The following is a 22805-nucleotide window of genomic DNA, read 5'->3' on the forward strand; positions in this document are numbered from 1 at the left end:
GCAAATGGCTTCAGGAAGGCGTGGTTGCTTGGGGCACTTTGACAAAAGCGCTATTTCTTGAGCGGAACGCCGTAGAGTTCGAGCCTATGGCCCTTGAGCTGAAAACCCAGCTTTTCGGCGATTTTTTCTTGCAGCGCTTCAATCTCCGGATCGACAAATTCGATGACTTCACCGGAGGAGATATCGATCAAGTGGTCGTGGTGCTCGCGCTCTGCATCCTCATAGCGCGCGCGGCCATCGCCAAACTCCAGCTTGTCCAAAATGCCGGCTTCTTCGAAGAGTTTGACGGTCCGATAAACAGTTGCAAGGGAAATGCCGGCGTCGCGGGCGGAGGCGCGGGCATAGAGCTCTTCGACGTCAGGGTGGTCGGTGCTTTCCTGTAAAACAGTGGCGATGGTTCGGCGTTGCTCCGTCATCCGCAACCCTTTGGATTCGCACCGTTCAATAATGGAGTCGCCCATGCCGCACCTGTGACCTGACTTGTGGTTCTTGATTTGGCTTTCCTGTCTATCCAAAGCTGTCGCGGGTTTCCACTGCTTTTGCATGGCCGCGACAAGAAAGACCGATGCTTAATCGAGCAGCAGTTTGCCTTCCATTGTCCGCCGCGCTTGCCCAGATACGGTGACACCGCTTGCGTTGACGGACACCGCAATTTCGCTGGGCCGGCCCATTTCCACGCCTTGACGGATGGTAAGCTCTAGGTCGCGACCTTCTATTTTGGACAGAAGCGCGGCGGTGGCGGCGCAAGCGCTGCCGGTGGCGGGGTCTTCGGGGATATTGTCCAGCGGCGCAAACATGCGCGCGCACAAGGTGTTGCCGTCACGCGCGTAGACAAATTGCGCAAAGTCCAAGCCGGATGGATAGCGTGCGTTGCCTTTCCGAATGGCTGCGATGTCCGGTGATGTCTTGGCCAGAATGTCGCGGTTTTTGACCTCGGTGATCGTGAAGGCCAGTCCCAAGGAGGCCATCACCGGGGGATGCACTTGAAACTGAAAGTCGCCGGTATCAATACTCAAAGCTTCTGCGACTAAAGCAGGGTCAGGCTCACAAATGATCTCGAGCGGCTGCGTGGCCTGAAAGGAGGCGCTTTGGCCGTCTGATGTGCAGGCTAGCGGACCCACGCCGAGCTCTAACACCATGCTGCTTGGCGCGCCTTCTTGAGCCAATGCGCAGGCGGTGCCGATCAGTGGATGGCCGGCAAAAGGGATTTCCATTGTTGGGGTAAAGATGCGCACTTTGGCGGTGTGTGCGGGGTCATTGGGCGGGTATACAAAGGTTGTCTCAGAGAAATTGAATTCGCGCGCAATTTTCTGCAGGGACTCTTTTGCGATGGTTGTCGCATCGGGAATGACCGCCAACTGATTGCCGCCAAAGGGGGAATTCGTGAAAACGTCATAGACAAAATACTGCGTCATGGCGAAAGCGGCCTTTCCAAAAGCAAGCAGCGTGGATCATGCGCTGCGGTTTAACTCGAGCCAAATTGGCAGGTGGTCGGAGGCAATATGTGCCGGGATACGGCTCAGCACGCCGTGGGCTTGCACATCAATGCCTTTGGTGTGGGCAAAGCCATCCAAACCCGCGATTGGCCGTGGTGCCGGAAAGGTGTGACCGGTGGACAGGAAGTCAAAACCCGGTGTCACGGCGTCTAGTGCGGCCTTGGAGCCCCATTCGTTGAAATCTCCCGCTATGAGGGTGGGCATGTCCGGCAACCGGCGCACAGCCCGCGCCACGGCGCCCAGTTGCATCAGCCGGTAGCGCCGGATCAGGCCTAGATGCACGCCGATGATCCGGATGTCGCCGATGGACGTGCGCAGATCAGCGCGGATGGCGCCGCGCGGTTCCAGCCCGGGAAGATCTAGACCTGACGTTGCCAAAACCTCAACATTCGGGCGCACAAGCATGGCGTTCCCGTGGAACCCAAGCGAGCCTTTTGGTTGCCCGAAGTCTATGTGTTGAAACCCTTTTTTCTTCACCAGGTCATGTGGAAGGGCGGCTGGTCTTGGCGGGAGACGTTTGTCGGCTTCCTGCAAGACCACCACATCGGCCTTCAAGGCACGGATCACCACCATGCTGCGCGCCGGGCGGCGTTGCAGGTCAACGCCGACGCATTTTTGCAGATTGTAACTGGCAATGCGCAGCAATGTTCATATCCGCTTTGAGAGAACTCACAGAAGTATCTCTTTGAGAATAGGCTGTTTTGTCCGGATGTTAAGTGCCGCAGAAGGTCTGTTTCACTTTTTCTTCGGCAGTTGGTGGCGTGATGAGGTCCGCTATCTCGGCGGACGCTTCAAACGGCGTGGCGAGGACGGTGTTGAGCCGGTGAAACAGGTCATAATCTCCGGCCACGGCTTGCGTGATCATCAACTCAATCTGGTGGTTGCGCGGGATGAGGTAAGGGTTGGATTTCGCCATGACCTCTTCCGGGGATGTCGATTGGTCCTGCTTCCGAGCCGTCCATTGCGCGTGCCATGAGGCGTAGTCACCATGGGCCTCAATCCCGGTTTCCGGTACGGAGCCATCGGTCAAATAACGGAAGCTATTGGTGAAATCTGCTTTCTGATCCGTCATGATGGCCAGTAGTTGGGTAATCAGCGCTTCGTCGCCGTCAATGGTTTCCGACAGACCAAGCTTAGCGGCAAATTGTTCCTGCCACAGGCGTCGCAGAATGCCCGGCATGTCGTTGATGATGTTGGTAAACTCTTCCACAGCGGCGTCGGAGTTGTCTTCCAGCGGGAGCAGGGACGTAGCAAGCTGGGCCATGTTCCAGGCGATGATTTGTGGTTGGTTGCCATAGGCATAGCGTCCATTGCGGTCGATGGAGGAAAACACCTGACCGGGGTGGAACGCGTCCATGAAAGCGCAGGGGCCGTAGTCGATGGTTTCGCCGGAGATGGCGCAGTTGTCGGTGTTCATCACGCCGTGGATGAAACCAACCGACATCCAATGAGCGATCAGCTCCGCTTGTTTGACAACAACAGCTTTGAGAAAGTCGGCGGGCGTGCTGGCCGACGGAGAGTGTCGTGCGATGGCGTAGTCCAGAAGGGCCTGTAATCCTTCAGCATCTTGACGGGCGGCCAGAACCTGAAATGTGCCGACCCGGATATGACTGGACGCGACGCGGGTGAGTACGGCACCGGGCAGGGGGCGGTCGCGCATGATCTCCTCGCCGGTTTCTGCTGCGGCCAAGGCGCGGGTGGTTGGGATGCCAAGCGCGTGCATGGCTTCTGACACTACGTATTCGCGAAGGACTGGGCCGAGCCAGGCCCGTCCGTCGCCGCGTCGCGCATAGGGTGTCGGGCCGGCCCCCTTTAATTGGATGTCGTAGCCCTTTGATTCCCCGAGTAAAACAGCGCGACCGTCCCCAAGTTGTGGGTTCCACTGACCAAACTGATGGCCTGCGTAAAGCTGCGCGATTGGCTCGGCGCCGTCTGGCACTGTGCTGCCGGAAAACACATTCGCCAGTTCGACGGTGTCGCCTGTCTCGGCCATGCCCAACGCGTCCGCCAAAGGCAGATTAAAGGCGAGCAGTTTTGGCGCACGAACGGGCGTGGGTTTCTGATGTGAAAACAGCCGGTTGGGCAGTGACACATAGGTGTTGTCAAAGGGGATATGCAGCGTCATGGGAGCAGCATATCTGGGTTTGACAAGATTGCCACCGTGGATGGCTCACAAGGCCGCGATTGTGGGCGGCCTTGCTTTGAAGATCCAAAGCTTCGCGTTTACAAGCGGCTAAGACGTTCCGCCAAAAGGGAGAAGAACCCGTCTGCATCGACGTCTCCCATAAACATGGCATTAGGCGTGCGGTCAGTGACCCGCCACCAATCGGCTACCGTCATGCCCATGGTGAGTTCGGACTGGGTTTCGATCTCCACATTGATGTGACGACCGGAGAACAGCTCTGGCTGGATCAGGTAGGCTGTTACGCATGGATCGTGCAAAGGCGCGCCGTCAGAGCCGTATTTCTCTTTGTCAAATCTCTCAAAGAAATCAGTCATTTCCGCGACTGCAATTCCAACCTTTGTGCCGAGGTTGCGGAAGGCGTCGTTGCGTGGCTTGGTGACCAAAGCTTTGTGCGTGACATCCAGTGGCATGACCACAATTGGTGCTCCGGATTTAAACACAATATCAGCGGCTTGTGGGTCAACGTAGATGTTAAATTCTGCTGCCGGCGTGATGTTGCCAACTTCGAAGTAGGCGCCGCCCATCAGGACAATTTCCTGAACCTTTTCAATGATATCGGGTGCTTTTTCAAATGCCGTGCCGATATTGGTCAAAGGGCCGAGCGGGCAGAGTGTGACAGTTCCGGCGTCATGCGTGCGCAGGGTGTCGATGATGAAGTCAACGGCGTGTTGATCCTCGACCTGCATAACGGGATCCGGAAGCACTGGCCCGTTGAGGCCAGTTTTGCCATGCACGTGCTCTGCGGTGACCAGCTCGCGGCCCATTGGGCGGTCACATCCTTCGAACACCTTGGTGTCAGGTTTGCCCGCCAACTCGCAGACAATACGCGCATTTTTTGATGTAAGGGCCAGAGGCACATTGCCTGCGACAGCCGTGATGCCAAGCACGTCGATCTCTTCCGGGCTGGCCAAAGCCAAGAGAATGGCGACGGCGTCGTCCTGGCCTGGATCCGTGTCGATGATGATCTTGCGCGCGCTCATGTTGTGCCCCCATAGCTGTTGGAAGTCGCACCCTGTCAAGGCGTGAAGGACTTGTCTAGCATGGATCACAGCAGTTGCGTGAAAAATTTACCAGATGGTCCAAAAAACGATCAAAACAGCGTCGGTATTGCGTCTGCATCACGGCTGTTTTGCGGAGGTGCAAATTTTTGTGTCGCGCGTGCCGTTGCACGATTGTGTTAACCGGTCGTTCGGCGGCGGTTTTGTGGTTGCGCTGGGTTACCATCCCCGAAATTCTGCGGCGCATGCGAAAGCGGAAGGAATATGACTGGTGGCGATGACAACTCAAACCACGCTGACGCGGGATTTGGTGCTGGTTGGCGGCGGACATGCGCATGCCTTGATGTTGCGCATGTGGGGCATGACGCCGGTGCAGGGAGTACAGGTGACGTTGATCAATCCGGGTCCAACTGCGCCATACTCGGGCATGTTGCCGGGACATATTGCGGGGCACTACGCGCGTGACGATTTGGAAATAGATCTGGTCAAACTGGCGCGGTTTGCCGGGGCGCGGGTGATTTTTGGGGCGGCGGATGGGATCGATGCGGCTCGCAAGGTGATCCATGTGCCGGGGCGCGGCGAGATTGCTTATGATGTGGCCTCGTTGGATGTCGGTTTGCATGCGCGGGCGACGCATATTCCGGGGTTTTCTGAGTATGGCATCGGGGCGAAGCCGCTGGATGTTTACGCGGATCGTTGGGACGCGTTTTTGTCAGAGGTCCGGGCCGGCCATAAATCAGGCACGGTGGCGGTGATTGGCGGCGGTGTGGCGGGCTGTGAGTTGGCTTTGGCCATGGCGCATCGACTGCGTGGCTTGGGTAAGACCAATTGTGTCACGTTGATTGAAGCAAACACCAAGCTCGCAAATGGGACACCCGGTGCGGATCGGATTCTGCGTGATGAGATGCTGCGGTTGGGCGTTACGGTGGTGAGTGCGGTTGAAGTGGATGCGGTCACTGCAGAGGCTGTGAAGCTATGCGGGTTTTCTGATGTGGCATCGGAGTTCACGGTTGGGACGGCTGGTGGTTTTGCACATGACTGGTTGGTAACTTCAGATTTGCCCAAAGATGCCGCAGGGTTTGTTCATGTGGATGAGCGGCTTTTGGTGTCAGGGTATGAAGACCTCTTTGCGGTGGGTGATTGCGCGGCCTTGATGACGAGTCCACGTCCCAAGGCGGGTGTCTTTGCGGTGCGGGCGGCGCCGGTGCTGTTTCACAATTTTTCCGCAGCCTTGACCGGCAGTGAGATGAAACCGTTTCGACCACAAGCGGATTACCTCAAACTGATGTCGCTTGGCAGTCAGGATGCCATGGCGGCGAAGTGGGGGCGGTGTTTGGTAACTCCGAAGGCGCAGCTGTGGCGTTGGAAAGATCACATTGATCAAAGCTTTATGAGGAAGTTCTTGGAGTATCCGGCGATGAAAACAGCGACGCTGGATGGGCCAGTTGCGCAGGGTGTACAGAGCGACCAGATGCTGTGTGGCGGCTGCGGAGCGAAAGTGGCGCCGGGGCAGCTTGACGCGGCTTTGGCAGAGATGCCTGCTGTGACGCGACCGGATGTTTTGAAGGGGGCCGGCGATGATGCCGCCGTGTTGGAGATAGGTGGGCAGCAGCAGGTACTGAGCGTCGATCATCTGCGTGGGTTTGTGGCGGATCATGGCTTGATGGGACGCATTGCCGCGGTGCATGCGCTTGGGGATGTCTGGGCCATGGGCGCCAAGACGCAATCCGCGCTGTTGTCGGTGACCTTGCCGCGTATGACGAGAGAGTTGCAGGCGCGGGCAATGCGCGAACTTCTAGCGGGGGTTGGGGAGGTCGTGCGCGGTGCCGGTGCGGAGATTGTGGGAGGACATTCCACCATGGGGGCGGAGTTGACCATTGGGCTGACCGTCACAGGCTTGCTTGAAGGCGCGGCGATTACTTTGGAAGGAGCCGAAGCGGGGGATGCGCTGATCCTGACGCGGCCGATTGGGTCAGGTACGTTGTTGGCGGCAGAAATGCAGGGCAAAGCCAGCGGTCGTGACGTGGCCGCGCTGTATGAGATTTTGGCGCAGCCGCAGGGTGACGCGGCAGAAATCTTGCGTGGTGCCCATGCGATGACGGATGTGACCGGTTTTGGCTTGGCTGGGCATTTGATGGCGATGTGTCGTGCGTCTGGAGTGGCGGCGGAGATTTGTCTGGAGGATGTGCCAACCTATGCAGGGGCGGAGGCTCTGACAGAAGCCGGGCACCGTAGCACGATTTTTGAGGACAATAAGCTGGCCGCGCCGGTGTTTGGGCCGGAGACCGCGAAGATGGCTTTGCTGCATGATCCGCAGACTTCTGGTGGTTTTTTGGCTGCGGTTGCGGCGGAAGAGGTCGAGCATTTGCGAGAGAAATTGCGGGCTGCAGGACACAACGCTGCGGTGATCGGGCAACTCACTGAAGGCGCGCTGGGGATTGTGTGTCGTTGAGAAAGAGAGGGGCGTTGCCCCTCGCGCAGACGGGCTCACCCCAGGATATTTGGGTTAGAAGAAGCGGGTTTACGCGGTTTCGGTCGCGATGATTTGGGTGGCTGTTGCTGCGAGGGTTTGGTCGGAGAGGTCCGGCAGGGCGATGTCTTTCGCTGCGCTTGGATGTGCGCGGGACAGGCGCATATAACGAGGATCGTAGTGGGTTTCGATCAAGTCGCGTGTGAGCTCTGCGTAGTCTTTGGCGCTGGCCAGAGTTTTCCAATGCGCCGCTTTTTCGTGGCCGTGATAGCGGGTGAGCATGTCCAGCACTGTGTGCAATTTGGTTTCGTCCGCGCGCATGTCGGGATAGGCGGAGATCAGGTGGTCGACGCGGGCTTCAAGCGGAGCCGTGAGTCGCAGGTTCGGCGCGGCGATCATCGCTTGCCACAGCACCGGCGGGATGATCAGGCGGCCGATTTTGGAGCTTTCGGCCTCGACATAGACCGGGCGGTTGGGCTGCAATTTGGCGAGGCCCATGGCGAGGCGACTTTCAAAGGCCTTTTGGCTGGGTTGGGCGTCGCCCATGGGCCCAAACAGGCTGCCGCGATGTTCGGCCATGGCTTCCAAGTCAAGCGTCTGTGCGCCTTGTTGGGCGAGGTGATCCAGAAGGCGGGTCTTGGCTGTCCCTGTGCCGCCGTCGATCACTACCATTGGGCAGGGCATAGCGCCTTCGTAAAGCGCTTTGGAGACCAAGCGGCGATAGGCTTGGTAACCGCCCTCAATAGTGTCCGCGCGCCAGCCAATTTGTTTTAGGATGATGGCGACAGAGCCGGAGCGTTGACCACCGCGCCAGCAGTAGACCAAGGGTTTGTAGCTGCCTTCTTTCACAGACAGAGGGCCTTCGAGATGCGTGGCGACGTTGCGTGCTACAATGGCTGCACCGATTTTGCGGGCTTTGAATGGGTCTTCCTGCACGTAAATGGTGCCAACACGGGCGCGCTCGTCGTTGGACATGGCAGGCAGGTTGATGGCGCCGGGGACGTGGTCCAGGGCAAATTCTGCCGGGGAGCGCACGTCAATGATCTGATCAAAGGGCAGGGAAGCAAGATCAGAGAGTTGGGTCAGTTTTAGCGGCATGGGTTGTCCAAAAGAGAGGTCCCATGTGCATAGAACGTAAGGCCGCGGCGCGCCAGTGGGTGGGCCGCGGCCAATCGGCGCTTAGTAAGCCACCATGGTCAGCAGTTCGTATTCCGCGACCATCTCGTCGTCCTGATTGGAGGCGGTGACGTGCCAGCGGACCTCGCCGTATTCGTCGTTGCGCTTGGTCTTTTTCTTCACGGTCAGACGCACTTTGAGGCTGTCACCGGCGACCACCGGTTTCATGAAACGAAGTGTGTCCAGACCGGTGTTGGCCAACACGGGGCCTTCGTTGGGCTCCACAAAGAGACCAGCAGCGAAGGACAGGAGAAGGTAGCCATGGGCGACGCGGCCGGGGAAAAATGGGTTCCGTGCGGCGGCGTCTTCGTCCATGTGGGCATAGAAGGTGTCGCCGGTGAAGTTGGCGAAGTGTTCGATATCCTCCAGCGTGATTTCACGGGGTTTAGTGTAGAGGGTTTCGCCGACGGCCAATTCACCAAAGCGGCGGGTGAATGGGTGTGCACCTCCGTCGATTTCCTTGGCTCCAGGCACCCATTGCTGGCCGATGCCGGTGAGGATGTCCGGGCTGCCTTGGATGGCGGTGCGCTGCATGTAGTGTTTCACGGCGCGGATGCCGCCAAGTTCTTCGCCACCGCCTGCGCGACCGGGGCCGCCGTGCACCATGTGGGGCAAGGGGGAACCGTGGCCGGTGCTTTCGCCCATGCTGTCTCGGTTGTTGAAATAAAGGCGGCCATGGAAGGCGCCTGCGCCCATGGCGACTCCGCGAGCAACCTCTGCGTCATGGGTAATAACGGAGGCGACAAGGGAGCCTTGGCCTTTGTTGGCGAGCGCGATGGCGTGGTCGAGATCGCGGTAGCCCATGAGGGTGGAGACGGGGCCAAAGGCTTCAGAGGCGTGTACGTGTTCTGCGGTATCAGGCGATGCGCAGTGGAACAGCATCGGTGGGACAAAGGCGCCGTTCTCGGCGTCGGCACCTTCGACTTGGAAATCGTCCGGGTTGCCAAAGACACGCTCGGCTTCGGTGCCCAGCAACGCAGCCTTTTCCAGCACGTCGCGTTTTTGACCTGCAGAGACCAGCGCGCCCATGCGGGTGCTTTCGAGGCGAGGGTCGCCGATCACTGTTTTGGCAAGCCGCGCGGAGAGGGCTTCTATGACGGCCTCAGTTGTGGCTTCAGGTGCGATGATGCGTCGGATGGCGGTACATTTCTGTCCCGCTTTGGTGGTCATCTCGCGCGAGACTTCTTTGACGAAGAGGTCAAATTCGGGCGTTCCGGGCGTGGCATCTGGGCCGAGAATGGACGCGTTGAGGCTATCCGCTTCAGATGTAAAGCGCACAGAGTTGCCCAAAATCAGCGGGTTGGAGCGCAGCTTTAAGGCTGTGTCGGCGGAGCCGGTGAAAGCCACGGCGTCCTGGCAGGTCAGATGGTCAAGCATGTTGCCAAGGCCGCCGGAGACCAGTTGGATCGCTCCGTCAGGCAGGATGCCGCTGTCGACCATAAGACGCACGCAGAGTTCCGTGACGTAGCAGGTGGAGGTGGCGGGTTTCACAATTGCTGGCACACCGGCAAGCAGGGTAGGTGCCAGCTTTTCCAGCATGCCCCAGACCGGGAAGTTGAAGGCGTTGATGTGTACCGCAACGCCTTGCAGCGGCGTGCAGATGTGCTGCCCCATGAATGTACCGTTGCGGGAGAGCTGTTCCACGTCGCCGTCCAGATAGACGGTGCTGTCGGGCATTTCGCGGCGGCCTTTGGAGGCAAACACTAGCATGGTGCCAATGCCGCCGTCGATGTCGATCATGTGATCCGCTTGCGTCGCGCCGGTGTTGAAGGAGAGCTCATACATCGCTTTGCGGTGTTCGCGCAGGTGCAGGGCGAGGGCTTTGAGCATGCGGGCGCGGTCATGGAAGGTCATCTTGCGCAAGGCCGGGCCGCCCACGGTGCGAGCGTAGTCCAACATGGCTTGCACATCGAGGGCATCGTTGCCCGCGGTGGCAATGACGTCGCCAGTGATGGCTGAGGCGATGTTGCGCGCACCGTCGCCGGGCGCGATCCATTGACCTGCAGCAAAGCTTGAAACGTTTTGGATGGACATGGCTCTCTCCCCGATATGTCTCCGTGAATCATTTATTGACCAACCGTTCGGTTTATGCAAGCTGGAGCGTGAGGAGATTGTGTTGGGAGGCACAGATGACGCCAAAAGAGCGGGCCGAGAAAAGCGCGGCGACGATGTGGTCCACAGACCGCGCAAGCCAGCACATGGGTATGCAAATTGTTGAGGTGGATGAAGGGCAAGCGACGCTCGCGATGACGGTGAAGCCAGAGCATTGTAATGGCCATGGGATTTGCCACGGTGGCTTCACGTTTACTTTGGCCGACAGCGCCTTTGCATTTGCCTGCAACAGCCGCAATCAGGCGACAGTGGCGCAGCACAACAACATTTCTTACATCGCGCCAGGGCGTGAGGGGGACGTGCTCACCGCGGTGGCAAGGGAGGTGAGTCTCACCGGGCGCAGCGGGATTTATGATGTGACCGTGTCCAATCAGGACGGCCAGGTGATTGCCGAATTTCGTGGCGCCTCGCGCGCGATCAAAGGCCACATGTTTGAAGAATAAGCGACGTTGGGGAGGACGTTATGAAAGATTTGTCACCACGCAAGGAAGAGCTTGAACCCATTGAAATCGCGTCGATTGATGAAATCCGTGCGGTGCAGTTGGAGCGGCTGAAGTGGTCATTGACCCACGCCTACACCAATGTGCCGATGTACAAGAAGCGCTTTGATGACGCTGGGGTGCACCCGGATGATCTGCAAAGCCTGGCTGATCTGGCCAAGTTCCCGTTTTCCTACAAAAACGACCTGCGGGACAACTATCCCTTTGGACTTTTGGCTGTACCTCGACAACAGATTGCGCGGTTGCACGCGTCTTCTGGCACCACGGGCAAGCCAACAGTGGTGGGCTATACTGCCAAGGACATCGACAACTGGGCGGATCTGATGGCACGCAGCCTGCGGGCGTCGGGGCTTCGGGCCGGGGATTTGGTGCACAATGCCTATGGTTATGGGCTGTTCACTGGCGGTTTGGGCGCGCATTATGGGATCGAGCGTCTTGGCGCGACTGTGGTGCCAATGAGCGGCGGGCAGACCGAGAAACAGGTTGGGTTGATCACCGATTTTCAGCCGGACGGGATTATGGTGACGCCAAGCTATATGCTCAATATTTTGGAGCAGTATCATAAGCTTGGCATGGACCCACGTGAGAGCTCTCTGTCAGTTGGTGTGTTTGGCGCGGAGCCTTGGACGGACGCGATGCGCAAAGAGGTTGAGGCCGCCTTTGATATGCATGCGGTGGATATTTACGGGCTGAGTGAGATCATGGGGCCGGGCGTGGCCAATGAATGTGTCGAGACCAAAGATGGACCCGTGATTTGGGAAGACCATTTCTATCCGGAGATCATTGATCCGCAGACTGGAGAGGTGCTGCCGGATGGTGAATTGGGCGAACTGGTGTTCACCACATTGACCAAGGAAGGCTTGCCGATGATCCGCTATCGTACGCGGGATTTGACGCGGCTTTTGCCGGGCACGGCGCGGTCGATGCGGCGGATGGAGAAGATCACTGGTCGCTCCGATGACATGATCATCCTACGCGGCGTGAACGTCTTCCCAAGTCAGGTGGAGGAGCAGGTGCTTGCGACCGGAGGGCTTGCGCCATATTACCAGATCGAACTGTATAAATCAGGTCGCATGGATGCGATGCGGGTGTTTGTGGAGGCGATGCCAAGTGCGGCAGACAACCTGTCCAAGACCGCCGCTGCTCGTATGTTGACCAAACATATCAAGGACATGATCGGCGTGTCGGTGGAAGTGATTGTGGGTGACCCCGGCGAAGTGGAGCGCAGCCAGGGTAAGGCGAAGCGTGTGGTGGACAATCGAGGCGCCGGATAATGGCGCGTACAATTGCCAAGGATCACGAGCAAAAACGGGCGCATATCCTGAAATCGGCGGCGCGTGTGTTTGCCGAACAAGGGTATGACCGAGCGTCCATGTCGGTGTTGGCCAAGGAGTGTGGCATCTCCAAAGCCAATATCTATCACTACTACGACAGCAAAGACGCGCTGTTGTTTGATGTGCTGGATACCTACCTAAAAGCCTTGCGGGATCGCATTTGTGGTCTTGATTTGAGTGACTTGGATGTCAAAGCTCAACTGCGTGCTGTGGTGCGTGAGATCCTTTTGGCCTATCAAGGTGCGGATGACGAGCATCGTGTGCAAAGCACCGGCATGCGTGCCTTGCCGATGGAGCAGCAGCAGGTGTTGCGTGGGTATCAGCGGGATTTGGTGAACCGGGTTAGCGAGGTGGTTGCGGCCAGCGCCGAAGGTGTGTTTGACCATGATCCGGTGCGCCTGCGAGAAACCACGATGTCGGTGTTTGGCATGCTCAACTGGTATTATATGTGGCAGCATGGTGCGGAAACGGAAGCGCGGGAGCGCTATGCGGATCTGGCGACGGACTTGGTGCTGGGAGGCGTACGTGGCCTTGCTTGAGCAAGTGAGGCGCCTAAGTCGCCTTCAGATTGTTTTTGGACCACTTGGTTAATTTGTGTTAAAACATGCCCATTATAGTTGTTTTTTATAAAGGGTAGAGTTTTGAAAAAGCAATTTAGTGGTGTTGTGCTCGCGGCGATTTTGACCGGCAGCGGCGCAGCGCAGGCAGATCCGTCTTTTGGATTTGGTCTGACTTATGTCTTTGGCGGCGATTGGGCCTTGGGCGTACGTGTGTTCCACGATGACGAGCCGGAAAGTGCGGTTCTGGCCTTGGGTTTTGATTATAAGTTTGGCTCTCAGGCGTTCCGCCCCACGATTGGCGCGGCTTATCTGGACGAGGATTTCTACATCGACTTTAGCCTTGGTTATGACACTCGATTGCAGGCACTGGATTACGGCATAGGCATTGGGGCAGCGTTTGAAACCGAGAAACCGGCGGCTGGCGGAGGGGCGACAACCGCCGGCGGCGACACCACGCCAACCGGCACGGACACAGGAAGTGGGGACACAGGCGGCGCGGGCACTGATACCGGCGGCGACACAGGCGATAGCGATGATGGTGGCGGAACCGATACCGGAGGCGACACGGATACCGGCACTGACACGGGCGACGGCGGTGGCGGCACAGGGGATGGCGGCACAGGGGATGGCGACACGGGCGGTGGAGACTCTGGAGGAGGCGATACCGGCGATGGAGACACCGGAGGCGGCACCGATGACGATGGTGGCTCTGACGACGGAAAATCCGGCTGCGGCGGGTCAACGGACTCCGACGTGACCCTCGCGTCGTTGGATTGCTAAAGATCTGACGCCTTTTCGAGAGGCTGTTGCCGCAGGTGCACAATCCGGTGCGCGTGTTTTTGACTTATTGGCGCGCCCGGACGATCCATGATATTTTCTCGCCAACTAATTGCGGTGGGAGAGAAAATCATGAAACGAGCTTTGACAGCCGGTCTTTTGGGGGTTGCTTTGTTGGGCGGTACCGTGGCGCAGGCAGATCCGTCCTTTGGTCTGGGTCTTACATATACGTTTGGCGGTGACTGGGGCGTTGGCGTGCGCGTGTTCCACGATGATGAGCCGGAAAGCGCGGTTCTGGCGATTGGAGCGGACTACAAGTTTGGCACACAGGCGTTCCGTCCAACTGTGGGCGCGGCCTATCTGGATGAAGACTTCTATGTCGATTTCAGCCTTGGATACGACACGCGCTTGCAGGCGTTGGATTATGGCGTTGGCCTTGGCGCTGCGTTTGAGACACAGCCGAAGCCGTAAGGTCTTCGGTGCTTTCGGAGAAAAGAAAAGGGCGCCTCTGTGGCGCCCTTTGATTATTGATCGTAGTCGACAACCACTTTGTCGGTCACCGGATAAGACTGGCAGCTGAGGATGAAGCCTTTTTCAACCTCATAGTCTTCTAGTGCGTGGTTGGTCATCATCTCAACCTCACCTTCGATCACGCGGCATTTGCAGGTCGAGCAGACGCCTGCCTTGCACGCATAGGGCGCGTCCATGGTGTTGGCGCGCGCGGCGTCTAGGATTGTGGTGTCGCGGTCCATCTCGATGGTCTGTGTCGCGCCGTCCAGGGTGATTTGGGCGGTGACGGCCTTGCCGGCATCTGTGGCGCTCGCAGCCTTGCGCTTGGCGCGACCGGGTTGGCCGGAGGCGAAGAGCTCGAATTTGATCTGCTTTTCGGTAAGACCGTGGTCTTTCAACGCCTTGGCGATGCCCAGCATCATTGGCTCTGGGCCACAGATGAAGGCGGTGTCGACAGAGTTGATGTCAATCCAGCCGGTTTGGAACAACTGGGCGCATTTTTCCTCGGTGACCATGCCGGTGAAGAGATCGATCTCTTGGGCGTCGGTCTCCAGCACGTGGATCACGTTGAAGCGGCCCATGTATTGGTTTTTCAGGTCCTCCAGTTCTTCACGGAACATGATCGTGGTCACACCCTTGTTGGCGTAGATCAGGGTAAAGGAGGACTGCGGCTCGCGCGCCAGCGTGGTTTTGATAAGCGAGAGAACCGGTGTGATGCCGGAACCGCCGGCAAAACCAAGATAGGTCTTGTCCGCAGTTGCGTCGAGCTCGGTGAAAAAACCGCCCATAGGAGGCATGGCTTGCACGGTGTCGCCGATTTTCAACTCGGTGTTGGCCCAGGTGGAGAACGCGCCGCCGTCGACGCGCTTGATGCCAACTTGCAGGATACCGTCGTCTTTGCCTGCGCAGATCGAGTAGCTGCGGCGCAGTTCCTCGCCGTCGAAATTGCGTTTGAAGGTCAGATATTGGCCTTGGGTGAAGTCAAATTCCGCTGCCGCGCCATTCACAGGCGCGAGGGTGACCACCACGGCGTCGCGGATGGTTTTGCGGATGTCGGTGACCTCCAGGTCGTGAAAGCGCGCGGATTGGGCCATTCGGGTCTCTCCTCAGATGCACTTGAAATAGTCAAAAGGTTCCAGGCAGGCGGTGCAGCGCCATTGGGCCTTGCAGGGGGTGGAGCCAAATTGGCTCATTTTCTCAACGTGTTGGCTGCCGCAATGCGGGCACTTGTCGGGGCCGCCAGCGGGCTGGGGCGGGGCGATGCCATAGGCCTCCAGCTTGTCGCGGCCGGATTGGGTCATCCAGTCGGTGGTCCAGGCCGGACTGAGTTTGCGGCGCATCTCAATCTTCTCAACGCCCTGGCCGCGCAGAGCAGTTTCGATGTCGAGATTGATGATGCTTGTCGCCGGGCAGCCGGAGTAGGTTGGCGTGACGGTGACGATCAAGGTGTCATCTTCGTAAGCCACGTCGCGAATGATGCCGAGATCAGTGAGGGAAATCACCGGGATCTCGGGATCAGGCACCGCGTGCAACCAGTCCCAGACCTGCGCCACGTCGGGCAGGGCGGGCTCAGCAGTGATATGTTCGCGATCGCTTACCACGTTGCGCCCGGGTAAGCGCGTTGCAACCACTGCATCTGGGTAAGCAGGTGGCCGAGATGTTCTGTGTGGGTTTTGCCGTTTCGGCCGCCTTTGTGGGCAAAGTCGCTGTCTGGAATGGTCAATGTGGCTTCCGTAAGCACCTTACCAATCAGCGCGTAATATTCTTCGCGCAAGCTCGCTGGATCAGGTGCCACACCGGCTGCCGCCATGGCTGCGTCGACCTCATCAGAGGCAAACATCTCGCCCACATAGGGCCACAGACGGTCCAACGCGGCCTGCATGCGCTTGTGGCTTTCCTCTGTGCCATCGCCCAGGCCGACCACAGTTTCGGCGGAGCGCTCGACGTGATAGGCGGCTTCTTTATTGGCCTTTTCTGCAATCTCTGCAATGGCTTGGTTGGTAGACTTCATCAAGCGCGGCAGCAGGATCGACTGATAGGCGTCAAACAGAAACTGACGCATCAAGGTCTGTCCGAAGTCACCGTTTGGCAGCTCCAAAAGCAGCAGATTGCGGAAGTCCCAGGCGTCGCGCAGGAAGGCGATATCGTCGGCGGTTTTGCCGTCATCCATAACTTCAGCGGCATAGCCGAGCCAGAGCTGGGTCTGACCAATCAGGTCCAGCGCGGTGTTGGCGAGTGCAATGTCCTCTTCCAGCACCGGCGCATGGCCGCACCACTCAGAGACGCGGTGACCCAGAATGAGGGTGTTGTCGCCCATGCGCAGCAGGAACTGCGTGAGCATCTCCTTATCGACGTTTGCCATCACATGTGCCCCACTTCGTCCGGGATGTCGAAAAAGGTGGGGTGACGGTAAATCTTGCTCTCGGACGGCTCATAGAGCGGGCCTTTTTCCGACGGGCTGGAGGCCGAAATGTTGTTGGCTTCCACGACCCAGATCGACACACCTTCGTTGCGACGGGTGTAGACGTCACGGGCGTTTTTGATCGCCATCTCCGCGTCTGGCGCGTGCAGGCTGCCGACGTGACGGTGGCTCAGGCCGTGTTGGCCGCGAATGAAGATTTCCCAGAGGGGCCATTCTTTGCTCATGATCTCAGTCCTTATTCTGCGGCTGTTTTTGCGGCGCGTTTTTTCTCTGCGTGGGCCATTAGACCGTCGCGCACCCAGGCGCCGTCGTCCCAGGCTTTGTTGCGGGCTTCCAGACGGTCGACGTTGCAGGGGCCGTTGCCTTTGAGCACGTCAAAGAACTCTGACCAGTCCGGATCGGAATAGTCGTAACCGCCTTTTTCCTCGTTCCATGTCAGGTTCTCGTCCGGAATGGTCAGGCCGAGGTACTCGGCTTGTGGTACGGTTTGGTCGACAAACTTCTGGCGCAGTTCGTCGTTGGTGTTCATCTTGATTTTCCACGCCATGTTTTGGGTGGAGTGCACGGAGTCCTTGTCGGACGGGCCAAACATCATCAGGGATGGGTACCACAGGCGATTGAGAGCATCCTGCGCCATTTTCTTTTGCGCCTCAGTGCCTTGCGCCATCTTCATCATGATGTCGTAGCCTTGGCGTTGGTGAAAGCTCTCTTCCTTGCAGATGCGGATCATGGCGCGGGAGTAGGGGCCATAGGAGGTTCGTTGCAGCGGCACCTGGTTCATGATCGCCGCGCCATCGACCAGCCAACCCACCGCGCCGATGTCGGCCCAGTTCAGCGTGGGGTAGTTGAAGATGGAGGAATACTTCATCTTGCCGGACAGAAGCTGTTCGGTGAGGTCATCGCGGCTCACGCCCAGCGTTTCGGCGGCGGCGTAGAGGTAGAGGCCGTGGCCTGCTTCGTCCTGCACCTTGGCGAGCAGGATCATCTTACGCTCCAGCGTTGGTGCGCGGGTGATCCAGTTGCCTTCGGGCAGTTGGCCAACAATTTCACTGTGGGCGTGCTGGCCGATCTGGCGGATCAGGGTTTTACGATAGCCTTCTGGCATCCAGTCACGCGGCTCGACCTTGATGTCGGCATCGATCTTGGCCTGAAACTCTTTGAGTTGCTCCGGATCGTCGGTGGACGCCTCGGATTTGATCATCTGTGCATACATGACTGGGTTCCTCCTCAGGCTTGGGGTGCCTTAGACCCGTTCGAGAATGATGGCGGTGCCTTGGCCAACGCCAACGCACATGGTGCAGAGCGCGTAGCGCCCGCCGGTGCGTTTGAGTTGATAGGCGGCGGACATCACGATGCGTGCGCCGGACATGCCGAGCGGGTGGCCCAGCGCAATCGCGCCGCCTTGCGCGTTTACGTGGAGTGCATCATCCGCCACGCCCAGTTCACGCAGGGAAGCAAGGCCCTGTGCGGCAAAGGCTTCGTTCAATTCTATCACATCCATCTGCTCGATGGTGAGTCCGGTGCGGGCGAGCACTTTGCGGGTGGCCGGGACCGGGCCGATGCCCATCACGCGGGGTTCCACGCCAGCGGCGGCCATGCCCACGATGCGGGCCATCGGGGTCAATCCGTTTTTGGCGGCGGCGGCTTCGGTGGCCATCAGAATGGCGGCGGCGCCGTCGTTTACGCCAGAGGCATTACCTGCGGTGACCGAGAGGTCAGGGCCGTTCACACCGCGCAGCTTGGCAAGTTTGTCTACGCCGGTGCCTGGGCGGGGGTGCTCGTCGGTGTCTACGATGAGGTCATCGCCCTTGCGTTGTGGAATGCTCACAGGGGTGATTTCTTCGGCAAAGTGTCCGGCCTCATGCGCCGCAGCCCAACGCGCTTGGGATCGGGCGGCAAAGGCGTCCTGATCTTCGCGGCTGATGTTATAGTCAGCGGCAACGTTGTCGGCGGTTTGCGGCATGCTGTCGATGCCGTATTGCGCTTTCATCTTGTTGTTCACAAAGCGCCAGCCGATGGTGGTGTCAAAGACTTCATTGGCGCGGGAAAAGGCAGCTGTGGCCTTCGGCATCACAAACGGTGCGCGGGACATGCTTTCGACGCCACCTGCTATGGCGAGGTCATAGTCGCCTGCGCGCAGTCCGCGGGAGGCCATGCCCACCGCATCCATGCCAGACGCGCAAAGGCGGTTGATGGTGGTGCCGGGCACATCGGTTGGCAGGCCAGCGAGCAGGGCTGCCATACGGGCCACGTTGCGGTTGTCTTCCCCAGCTTGGTTTGCGGAGCCGTAGATCACGTCATCCAGAGAGGCCCAGTCGACTTGCGGGTTGCGTTCGACCAGCGCAGCAATTGGCAGGGCGGCGAGATCGTCAGTGCGAACCGAAGAGAGCGCGCCACCGTAGCGGCCAATAGGTGTGCGGGTCGCGTCGCAGATGAAAGCTTCGGTCATGGTGTCTCCGTGGCAGTGGTTCCGGTCCTGTTCGCATTAGCCGACCGTATGGTTGGGATATATCGATCCGCGATTCGAGGCAATTAAAATGTTACAGTAGTTATGGGTGTCCGTTCATAAAGTAACGCAAAGGTCCAGTTTCGGTGTCTGGTCAGGGCCAGATTGGTTTGAAAATTTTTTGTAATTAGTCGCATTCTAATGGCACTTTTTGCTATGTCTTTTGGGTGACAAAATTGGTCGAGCAAATGTGATCCATTTCAATTGGCCAAGAGTTGAAGGCCATTTGTTAAGAAAGGTGCCCCTCAAAAACACATTTTAAAAAACGCATGTGATTTGAGTTGCATCGCAGAGGCTTAGGTGGACCTGGTCATGAGTGTTGACCTTGTCTTGCGTCTAACAAGGCGCTTTGCGGAAATTCAAATCAAGGTCATGATCTAAATCAAAGTCCGTTTCTAATTTTCCATTCACAGTCCCGTCATCAACGGGAACGCAAAGATAAGAGTTGGCGTTTAAGTGACGATTGAGACGACACATTCGCCGAATAGGCGCGCCTTCCTAAGGGGGCGTTTTGATGAGACAGAAGTGCTGCGTCCACCAGGGGCGCTGGAGCTTGCGTCTTTTGTCGAGACCTGCACGCGATGTGGCGACTGTGCCGCCAGCTGCCCGCAAGCGATCATCACAGCTGACGAAGACGGCTTTCCCATGGTTGATGTAAACGCCCGTGGATGCACATTTTGCGGTGAATGCGCTGAGGCGTGCCAACCCGCGGCCATTCTGCCCGCACAAGCGTGGTCCTACCGTGCCTCTGTGAGTGACGGCTGCCTGTCGCTGCAAGGCGTGACTTGCCGCAGCTGCGAAGACCATTGCGACGAGAGTGCGATCCGCTTCCGGTTGATGACCGGTGGCCGGTCCGCGCCACTCGTTGACCCTGAATCCTGTACCGGATGTGGCGCCTGCGTGGCGCCTTGCCCGTCTGATGCCATCACCGTTGAGCGCCCAGCGCCTCAGCCTAACGCCAGCCTATCAACTGCCAGCGAGACCAACGTATGTACAATATCTGCGGATGCCTAGTCCACGCGATGCCTGAAAAAACGCCGGACGTTGTGTCGGCGATCGAAGCGTCTGAGGGGTGCGAAGTGCACGCCCATGAGGACGGACGCATTGTTGTGACGGTGGAAGATACCGACACCCGGCGCGCGTCCGAAATCATCATGGACATGCACCAGATTCCCGGCGTGATCACGGTCACGCTGACTTATCACCATTTTGAACCGAGCGGCGCAGATGCGACCGCATCCCAAGCGCTCTAAGGAGGACCAGCCATGACATTGCCAACGTCCCGTCGCACATTTTTGAAAGCCTCTGCCGCCGCCGCCACGGCGTCTGCAGCGGGCATCACTCTGCCGAAAGAGGCCCAGGCGCAGGTGGGGACACCTGACATCCGCTGGGACAAAGCTCCTTGCCGTTTCTGCGGCACCGGTTGTTCTGTTCTGGTCGGTACCAAAGAGGGCCGGGTGGTTGCGACCCAAGGCGACCCAAAGGCGCCGGTGAACCGCGGCCTGAACTGTATCAAAGGCTACTTCCTGTCCAAGATCATGTATGGCGAAGACCGTTTGACCACGCCTCTGTTGCGCAAGACTGGCGGTAAGTACGACAAGAACGGCGAATTCACTCCGGTGAGTTGGGAAGAAGCCTTCGACGTCATGGCGGAGAAATTTAAAGGCGCGCTGAAAGAGAAAGGCCCAACCGGCATCGGTATGTTTGGGTCTGGTCAGTGGACGGTTTGGGAAGGCTATGCCGCGGCCAAACTGATGAAAGCGGGCTTCCTGTCCAACAACATCGATCCAAATGCGCGCCACTGTATGGCGTCTGCCGTGGTGGGCTTTATGCGTGCCTTTGGTATCGACGAGCCAATGGGCTGCTATGACGACCTTGAGCATGCAGACACATTTGTGCTCTGGGGCTCAAACATGGCGGAGATGCACCCAATTCTGTGGTCGCGCCTGACCGACACCCGCCTGACCAAGCCCGGCGCGCAGGTGCATGTGCTCTCGACATTTGAGCACCGCTCGTTTGAGCTGGCTGACAACGGGATGATCTTCACGCCTCAGACTGATCTCGCGATCCTGAACTACATCGCCAACTACATCATCGAGAATGATGCGGTGAACTGGGACTTCGTGAATGAAAACGTGAACTTCACCAAAGCGGTGACCGACATCGGATACGGTCTGCGTGATGAGCACCCGCTGCAACAGGCGGCGGCGAACCCAAACAACGGCAAGCTCGAGAAGATCGATTTTGAGGCCTACAAAGAGTATGTCTCCGAATACACCCTTGAGAAGACTAGCGAGATTTCCGGTGTGCCTGAAAACGCGCTGCTGCGTCTGGCGCAACAATATGCCGATCCGGATCGCAAGGTGATGTCGCTTTGGACCATGGGCTTCAACCAGCACACGCGCGGCTCTTGGGTGAATGGTCTGATGTACAACGTACACCTGCTGACCGGTAAAATCTCTGAGCCTGGCAACTCGCCGTTCTCCCTGACAGGTCAGCCATCGGCTTGTGGTACAGCGCGCGAGGTGGGTACCTTTGCCCACCGTCTTCCAGCGGACATGGTTGTGGCCAATGATGAGCACCGGGCGATTTCCGAGAAGAAGTGGAAGCTGCCTGCCGGTATCCTGAACGCCAAAGTGGGCTCCCACGCGGTGAAGCAAAACCGCGACCTGAAAGACGGCAAGATCAACGCCTATTGGGTGCAGTGTAACAACAACATGCAAGCCGCCCCCAACATCAACGAGGAAGGCTACCCTGGGTACCGCAACCCGGACAACTTCATCGTGGTGTCTGATCCTTATCCAACCGTGACCACATTGGCCGCTGACCTGATCCTGCCCACCGCGATGTGGGTCGAGAAAGAAGGGGCCTACGGCAACGCCGAGCGTCGGACCCAATTCTGGCGTCAGCAGGTGGATGCACCAGGTGAAGCCAAGTCCGATGTGTGGCAGTTGATGGAGTTCTCCAAGCGCTTCACCACCAACGAAGTGTGGCCTGCGGAAATTCTGGATGCCAACCCAGAGTACAAAGACAAAACTTTGTTTGAAGTGCTGTTTGCCAACGGTCAGGTGGACAAATACGGGCTGGACGAGCTGCAGGAAGGCTTTGCCAACGATGAGTCCAACCACTTCGGGTTCTATGTTCAGAAAGGCCTGTTTGAGGAGTATGCTTCCTTCGGTCGCGGCAAGGCGCACGATTTGGCGGAGTTTGACGTCTATCACAAGGCGCGCGGTCTGCGCTGGCCTGTGGTTGACGGCAAAGAGACGCTGTATCGTTTCCGTGAAGGCTATGACCCATATGTGAAAGAAGGCGAGGGCGTGAAGTTCTACGGCAAGCCGGATGGCAAGGCGAACATCATCTTCGCGCCATATGAGCCGCCTGCGGAAAGCCCGGATGAGGACTTCAATCTGTGGTTGGTCACCGGTCGCGTCCTGGAGCACTGGCACTCTGGGTCGATGACCCGTCGCGTGCCTGAGCTGCACCGCTCTTACCCTTACGCGCAGGTGTTCATGCATCCAGAAGATGCGCGCGAACGGGGTCTGCGCCGTGGTCAGGAAATTGTGATCTCTACCCGTCGGGGCGATATGCACAGCCGTGTTGAAACTCGTGGTCGGAACAAGATGCCAAAAGGCGTGGTGTTTGTGCCGTGGTTTGACGAAGGCCAGCTGATCAACAAGCTGACTTTGGACGCCACTTGCCCGCTCTCCAAAGAGACCGACTTCAAGAAATGTGCCTGTAAGGTTGAGCGCGTTTAAGCGC

The 22805-nt window shown here is 58.2% G+C and carries 22 protein-coding genes; 9 read left to right on the forward strand and 13 right to left on the reverse strand.

Going from position 1 to position 22805, the window contains the following annotated elements:
• Nucleotides 1–50: 50 nt before the first annotated feature.
• From SIB92_RS04235 to SIB92_RS04255, 5 genes are all read right to left on the reverse strand, one after another.
• A complete protein-coding gene (locus tag SIB92_RS04235; protein ID WP_412555795.1) occupies nucleotides 51–461 on the reverse strand; it encodes a Fur family transcriptional regulator in 411 nt (136 codons plus the stop codon).
• A 108-nt stretch (nucleotides 462–569) separates the two neighbouring features.
• Entirely contained in the window at nucleotides 570–1415 is an 846-nt protein-coding gene (locus SIB92_RS04240; protein ID WP_412554637.1) for a PhzF family phenazine biosynthesis protein, read from the reverse strand.
• A gap of 36 nt (nucleotides 1416–1451) precedes the next feature.
• Nucleotides 1452–2141, reverse strand: coding sequence for an endonuclease/exonuclease/phosphatase family protein (locus SIB92_RS04245; protein ID WP_412554638.1), 690 nt, complete (start codon nucleotides 2139–2141; stop codon nucleotides 1452–1454).
• Nucleotides 2142–2208: 67 nt separating this feature from the next.
• Nucleotides 2209–3621: a protein adenylyltransferase SelO gene (locus SIB92_RS04250; protein WP_412554639.1), complete on the reverse strand. Its 1413-nt coding sequence runs from the start codon at nucleotides 3619–3621 to the stop codon at nucleotides 2209–2211.
• 98 nt (nucleotides 3622–3719) lie between these two features.
• Entirely contained in the window at nucleotides 3720–4661 is a 942-nt protein-coding gene (locus SIB92_RS04255) for a nucleoside hydrolase (RefSeq protein WP_412554640.1), read from the reverse strand.
• Nucleotides 4662–4956: 295 nt separating this feature from the next.
• On the opposite strand from SIB92_RS04255, the gene selD reads away from it, so the two are divergent.
• Nucleotides 4957–7131: a selenide, water dikinase SelD gene (gene selD, locus SIB92_RS04260; protein ID WP_412554641.1), complete on the forward strand. Its 2175-nt coding sequence runs from the start codon at nucleotides 4957–4959 to the stop codon at nucleotides 7129–7131.
• 69 nt (nucleotides 7132–7200) lie between these two features.
• On the opposite strand, the gene mnmH is transcribed toward selD, so the two are convergent.
• Together mnmH and paaZ are read right to left on the reverse strand one after the other, a co-directional pair.
• Complete coding sequence (gene mnmH, locus SIB92_RS04265; RefSeq protein ID WP_412554642.1) at nucleotides 7201–8247, reverse strand: tRNA 2-selenouridine(34) synthase MnmH; 1047 nt, start codon at nucleotides 8245–8247, stop codon at nucleotides 7201–7203.
• Nucleotides 8248–8328: 81 nt separating this feature from the next.
• On the reverse strand, nucleotides 8329–10359 hold the full coding sequence (paaZ, locus tag SIB92_RS04270; protein ID WP_412554643.1) for a phenylacetic acid degradation bifunctional protein PaaZ: 2031 nt from the start codon (nucleotides 10357–10359) through the stop codon (nucleotides 8329–8331).
• A 95-nt stretch (nucleotides 10360–10454) separates the two neighbouring features.
• On the opposite strand from paaZ, the gene paaI reads away from it, so the two are divergent.
• From paaI to SIB92_RS04295, 5 genes are all read left to right on the forward strand, one after another.
• Nucleotides 10455–10880 (forward strand): hydroxyphenylacetyl-CoA thioesterase PaaI, encoded by a 426-nt coding sequence (gene paaI, locus SIB92_RS04275; RefSeq protein WP_412554644.1) that lies wholly within the window; start codon nucleotides 10455–10457, stop codon nucleotides 10878–10880.
• A 20-nt stretch (nucleotides 10881–10900) separates the two neighbouring features.
• Nucleotides 10901–12211 carry a phenylacetate--CoA ligase PaaK gene (paaK, locus tag SIB92_RS04280; protein ID WP_412554645.1) on the forward strand — a complete coding sequence of 437 codons (1311 nt, stop codon included), beginning with the start codon at nucleotides 10901–10903 and terminating at the stop codon, nucleotides 12209–12211.
• Complete coding sequence (locus SIB92_RS04285) at nucleotides 12211–12810, forward strand: TetR/AcrR family transcriptional regulator (protein ID WP_412554646.1); 600 nt, start codon at nucleotides 12211–12213, stop codon at nucleotides 12808–12810. The genes paaK and SIB92_RS04285 overlap by 1 nt, the downstream gene beginning before the upstream one ends.
• A gap of 102 nt (nucleotides 12811–12912) precedes the next feature.
• Entirely contained in the window at nucleotides 12913–13611 is a 699-nt protein-coding gene (locus tag SIB92_RS04290; RefSeq protein ID WP_412554647.1) for a hypothetical protein, read from the forward strand.
• 129 nt (nucleotides 13612–13740) lie between these two features.
• Entirely contained in the window at nucleotides 13741–14079 is a 339-nt protein-coding gene (locus tag SIB92_RS04295) for a hypothetical protein (protein WP_412554648.1), read from the forward strand.
• Between the two features lie 53 nt (nucleotides 14080–14132).
• Here SIB92_RS04295 and SIB92_RS04300 read toward each other — a convergent pair whose 3' ends face one another.
• Genes SIB92_RS04300 through pcaF form a run of 6 tightly spaced genes read right to left on the reverse strand, consistent with a single transcriptional unit; the run spans nucleotide 14133 to nucleotide 18989 of the window.
• Nucleotides 14133–15212: a 2Fe-2S iron-sulfur cluster-binding protein gene (locus tag SIB92_RS04300; RefSeq protein WP_412554649.1), complete on the reverse strand. Its 1080-nt coding sequence runs from the start codon at nucleotides 15210–15212 to the stop codon at nucleotides 14133–14135.
• A 12-nt stretch (nucleotides 15213–15224) separates the two neighbouring features.
• Nucleotides 15225–15698: a 1,2-phenylacetyl-CoA epoxidase subunit PaaD gene (gene paaD, locus SIB92_RS04305; RefSeq protein ID WP_412555796.1), complete on the reverse strand. Its 474-nt coding sequence runs from the start codon at nucleotides 15696–15698 to the stop codon at nucleotides 15225–15227.
• A 14-nt stretch (nucleotides 15699–15712) separates the two neighbouring features.
• Nucleotides 15713–16480 (reverse strand): 1,2-phenylacetyl-CoA epoxidase subunit PaaC, encoded by a 768-nt coding sequence (gene paaC / locus SIB92_RS04310; protein WP_412554650.1) that lies wholly within the window; start codon nucleotides 16478–16480, stop codon nucleotides 15713–15715.
• Nucleotides 16480–16764, reverse strand: a complete 285-nt coding sequence (paaB, locus tag SIB92_RS04315; protein ID WP_132860101.1) for a 1,2-phenylacetyl-CoA epoxidase subunit PaaB — start codon at nucleotides 16762–16764, stop codon at nucleotides 16480–16482. The genes paaC and paaB overlap by 1 nt, the downstream gene beginning before the upstream one ends.
• 11 nt (nucleotides 16765–16775) lie before the next feature.
• The gene (paaA, locus tag SIB92_RS04320; RefSeq protein WP_294114616.1) at nucleotides 16776–17753 is read right to left on the reverse strand and encodes a 1,2-phenylacetyl-CoA epoxidase subunit PaaA; all 978 of its coding nucleotides are present in this window, start codon (nucleotides 17751–17753) and stop codon (nucleotides 16776–16778) included.
• A gap of 30 nt (nucleotides 17754–17783) precedes the next feature.
• Nucleotides 17784–18989: a 3-oxoadipyl-CoA thiolase gene (gene pcaF, locus SIB92_RS04325; protein WP_412554651.1), complete on the reverse strand. Its 1206-nt coding sequence runs from the start codon at nucleotides 18987–18989 to the stop codon at nucleotides 17784–17786.
• Between the two features lie 513 nt (nucleotides 18990–19502).
• Between pcaF and napF the strand changes: the two genes are divergently transcribed.
• From napF to napA, 3 genes are read left to right on the forward strand one after another with little or no spacing between them, the layout of a single operon-like run.
• On the forward strand, nucleotides 19503–20060 hold the full coding sequence (gene napF, locus SIB92_RS04330; protein ID WP_412554652.1) for a ferredoxin-type protein NapF: 558 nt from the start codon (nucleotides 19503–19505) through the stop codon (nucleotides 20058–20060).
• 8 nt (nucleotides 20061–20068) lie between these two features.
• Nucleotides 20069–20299, forward strand: a complete 231-nt coding sequence (locus SIB92_RS04335; RefSeq protein WP_412554653.1) for a chaperone NapD — start codon at nucleotides 20069–20071, stop codon at nucleotides 20297–20299.
• Between the two features lie 12 nt (nucleotides 20300–20311).
• A complete protein-coding gene (gene napA, locus SIB92_RS04340; RefSeq protein ID WP_412554654.1) occupies nucleotides 20312–22801 on the forward strand; it encodes a nitrate reductase catalytic subunit NapA in 2490 nt (829 codons plus the stop codon).
• The last annotated feature ends 4 nt before the right edge of the window (nucleotides 22802–22805 follow it).

This window comes from Shimia sp. MIT1388 (assembly GCF_047124445.1).
Taxonomy (GTDB): Bacteria; Pseudomonadota; Alphaproteobacteria; order Rhodobacterales; family Rhodobacteraceae; genus Shimia.

Coding starts and splice junctions, on each gene's coding strand:
- SIB92_RS04235 (WP_412555795.1), bottom strand. CDS start 461: ATGGGCGACTCCATTATTGAACGGTGCGAATCCAAAGGGTTGCGGATG.
- SIB92_RS04240 (WP_412554637.1), bottom strand. CDS start 1,415: ATGACGCAGTATTTTGTCTATGACGTTTTCACGAATTCCCCCTTTGGC.
- SIB92_RS04250 (WP_412554639.1), bottom strand. CDS start 3,621: ATGACGCTGCATATCCCCTTTGACAACACCTATGTGTCACTGCCCAAC.
- SIB92_RS04255 (WP_412554640.1), bottom strand. CDS start 4,661: ATGAGCGCGCGCAAGATCATCATCGACACGGATCCAGGCCAGGACGAC.
- selD (WP_412554641.1), top strand. CDS start 4,957: ATGACAACTCAAACCACGCTGACGCGGGATTTGGTGCTGGTTGGCGGC.
- mnmH (WP_412554642.1), bottom strand. CDS start 8,247: ATGCCGCTAAAACTGACCCAACTCTCTGATCTTGCTTCCCTGCCCTTT.
- paaZ (WP_412554643.1), bottom strand. CDS start 10,359: ATGTCCATCCAAAACGTTTCAAGCTTTGCTGCAGGTCAATGGATCGCG.
- paaI (WP_412554644.1), top strand. CDS start 10,455: ATGACGCCAAAAGAGCGGGCCGAGAAAAGCGCGGCGACGATGTGGTCC.
- paaK (WP_412554645.1), top strand. CDS start 10,901: ATGAAAGATTTGTCACCACGCAAGGAAGAGCTTGAACCCATTGAAATC.
- SIB92_RS04285 (WP_412554646.1), top strand. CDS start 12,211: ATGGCGCGTACAATTGCCAAGGATCACGAGCAAAAACGGGCGCATATC.
- SIB92_RS04295 (WP_412554648.1), top strand. CDS start 13,741: ATGAAACGAGCTTTGACAGCCGGTCTTTTGGGGGTTGCTTTGTTGGGC.
- SIB92_RS04300 (WP_412554649.1), bottom strand. CDS start 15,212: ATGGCCCAATCCGCGCGCTTTCACGACCTGGAGGTCACCGACATCCGC.
- paaC (WP_412554650.1), bottom strand. CDS start 16,480: ATGGCAAACGTCGATAAGGAGATGCTCACGCAGTTCCTGCTGCGCATG.
- paaB (WP_132860101.1), bottom strand. CDS start 16,764: ATGAGCAAAGAATGGCCCCTCTGGGAAATCTTCATTCGCGGCCAACAC.
- paaA (WP_294114616.1), bottom strand. CDS start 17,753: ATGTATGCACAGATGATCAAATCCGAGGCGTCCACCGACGATCCGGAG.
- pcaF (WP_412554651.1), bottom strand. CDS start 18,989: ATGACCGAAGCTTTCATCTGCGACGCGACCCGCACACCTATTGGCCGC.
- SIB92_RS04335 (WP_412554653.1), top strand. CDS start 20,069: ATGCCTGAAAAAACGCCGGACGTTGTGTCGGCGATCGAAGCGTCTGAG.
- napA (WP_412554654.1), top strand. CDS start 20,312: ATGACATTGCCAACGTCCCGTCGCACATTTTTGAAAGCCTCTGCCGCC.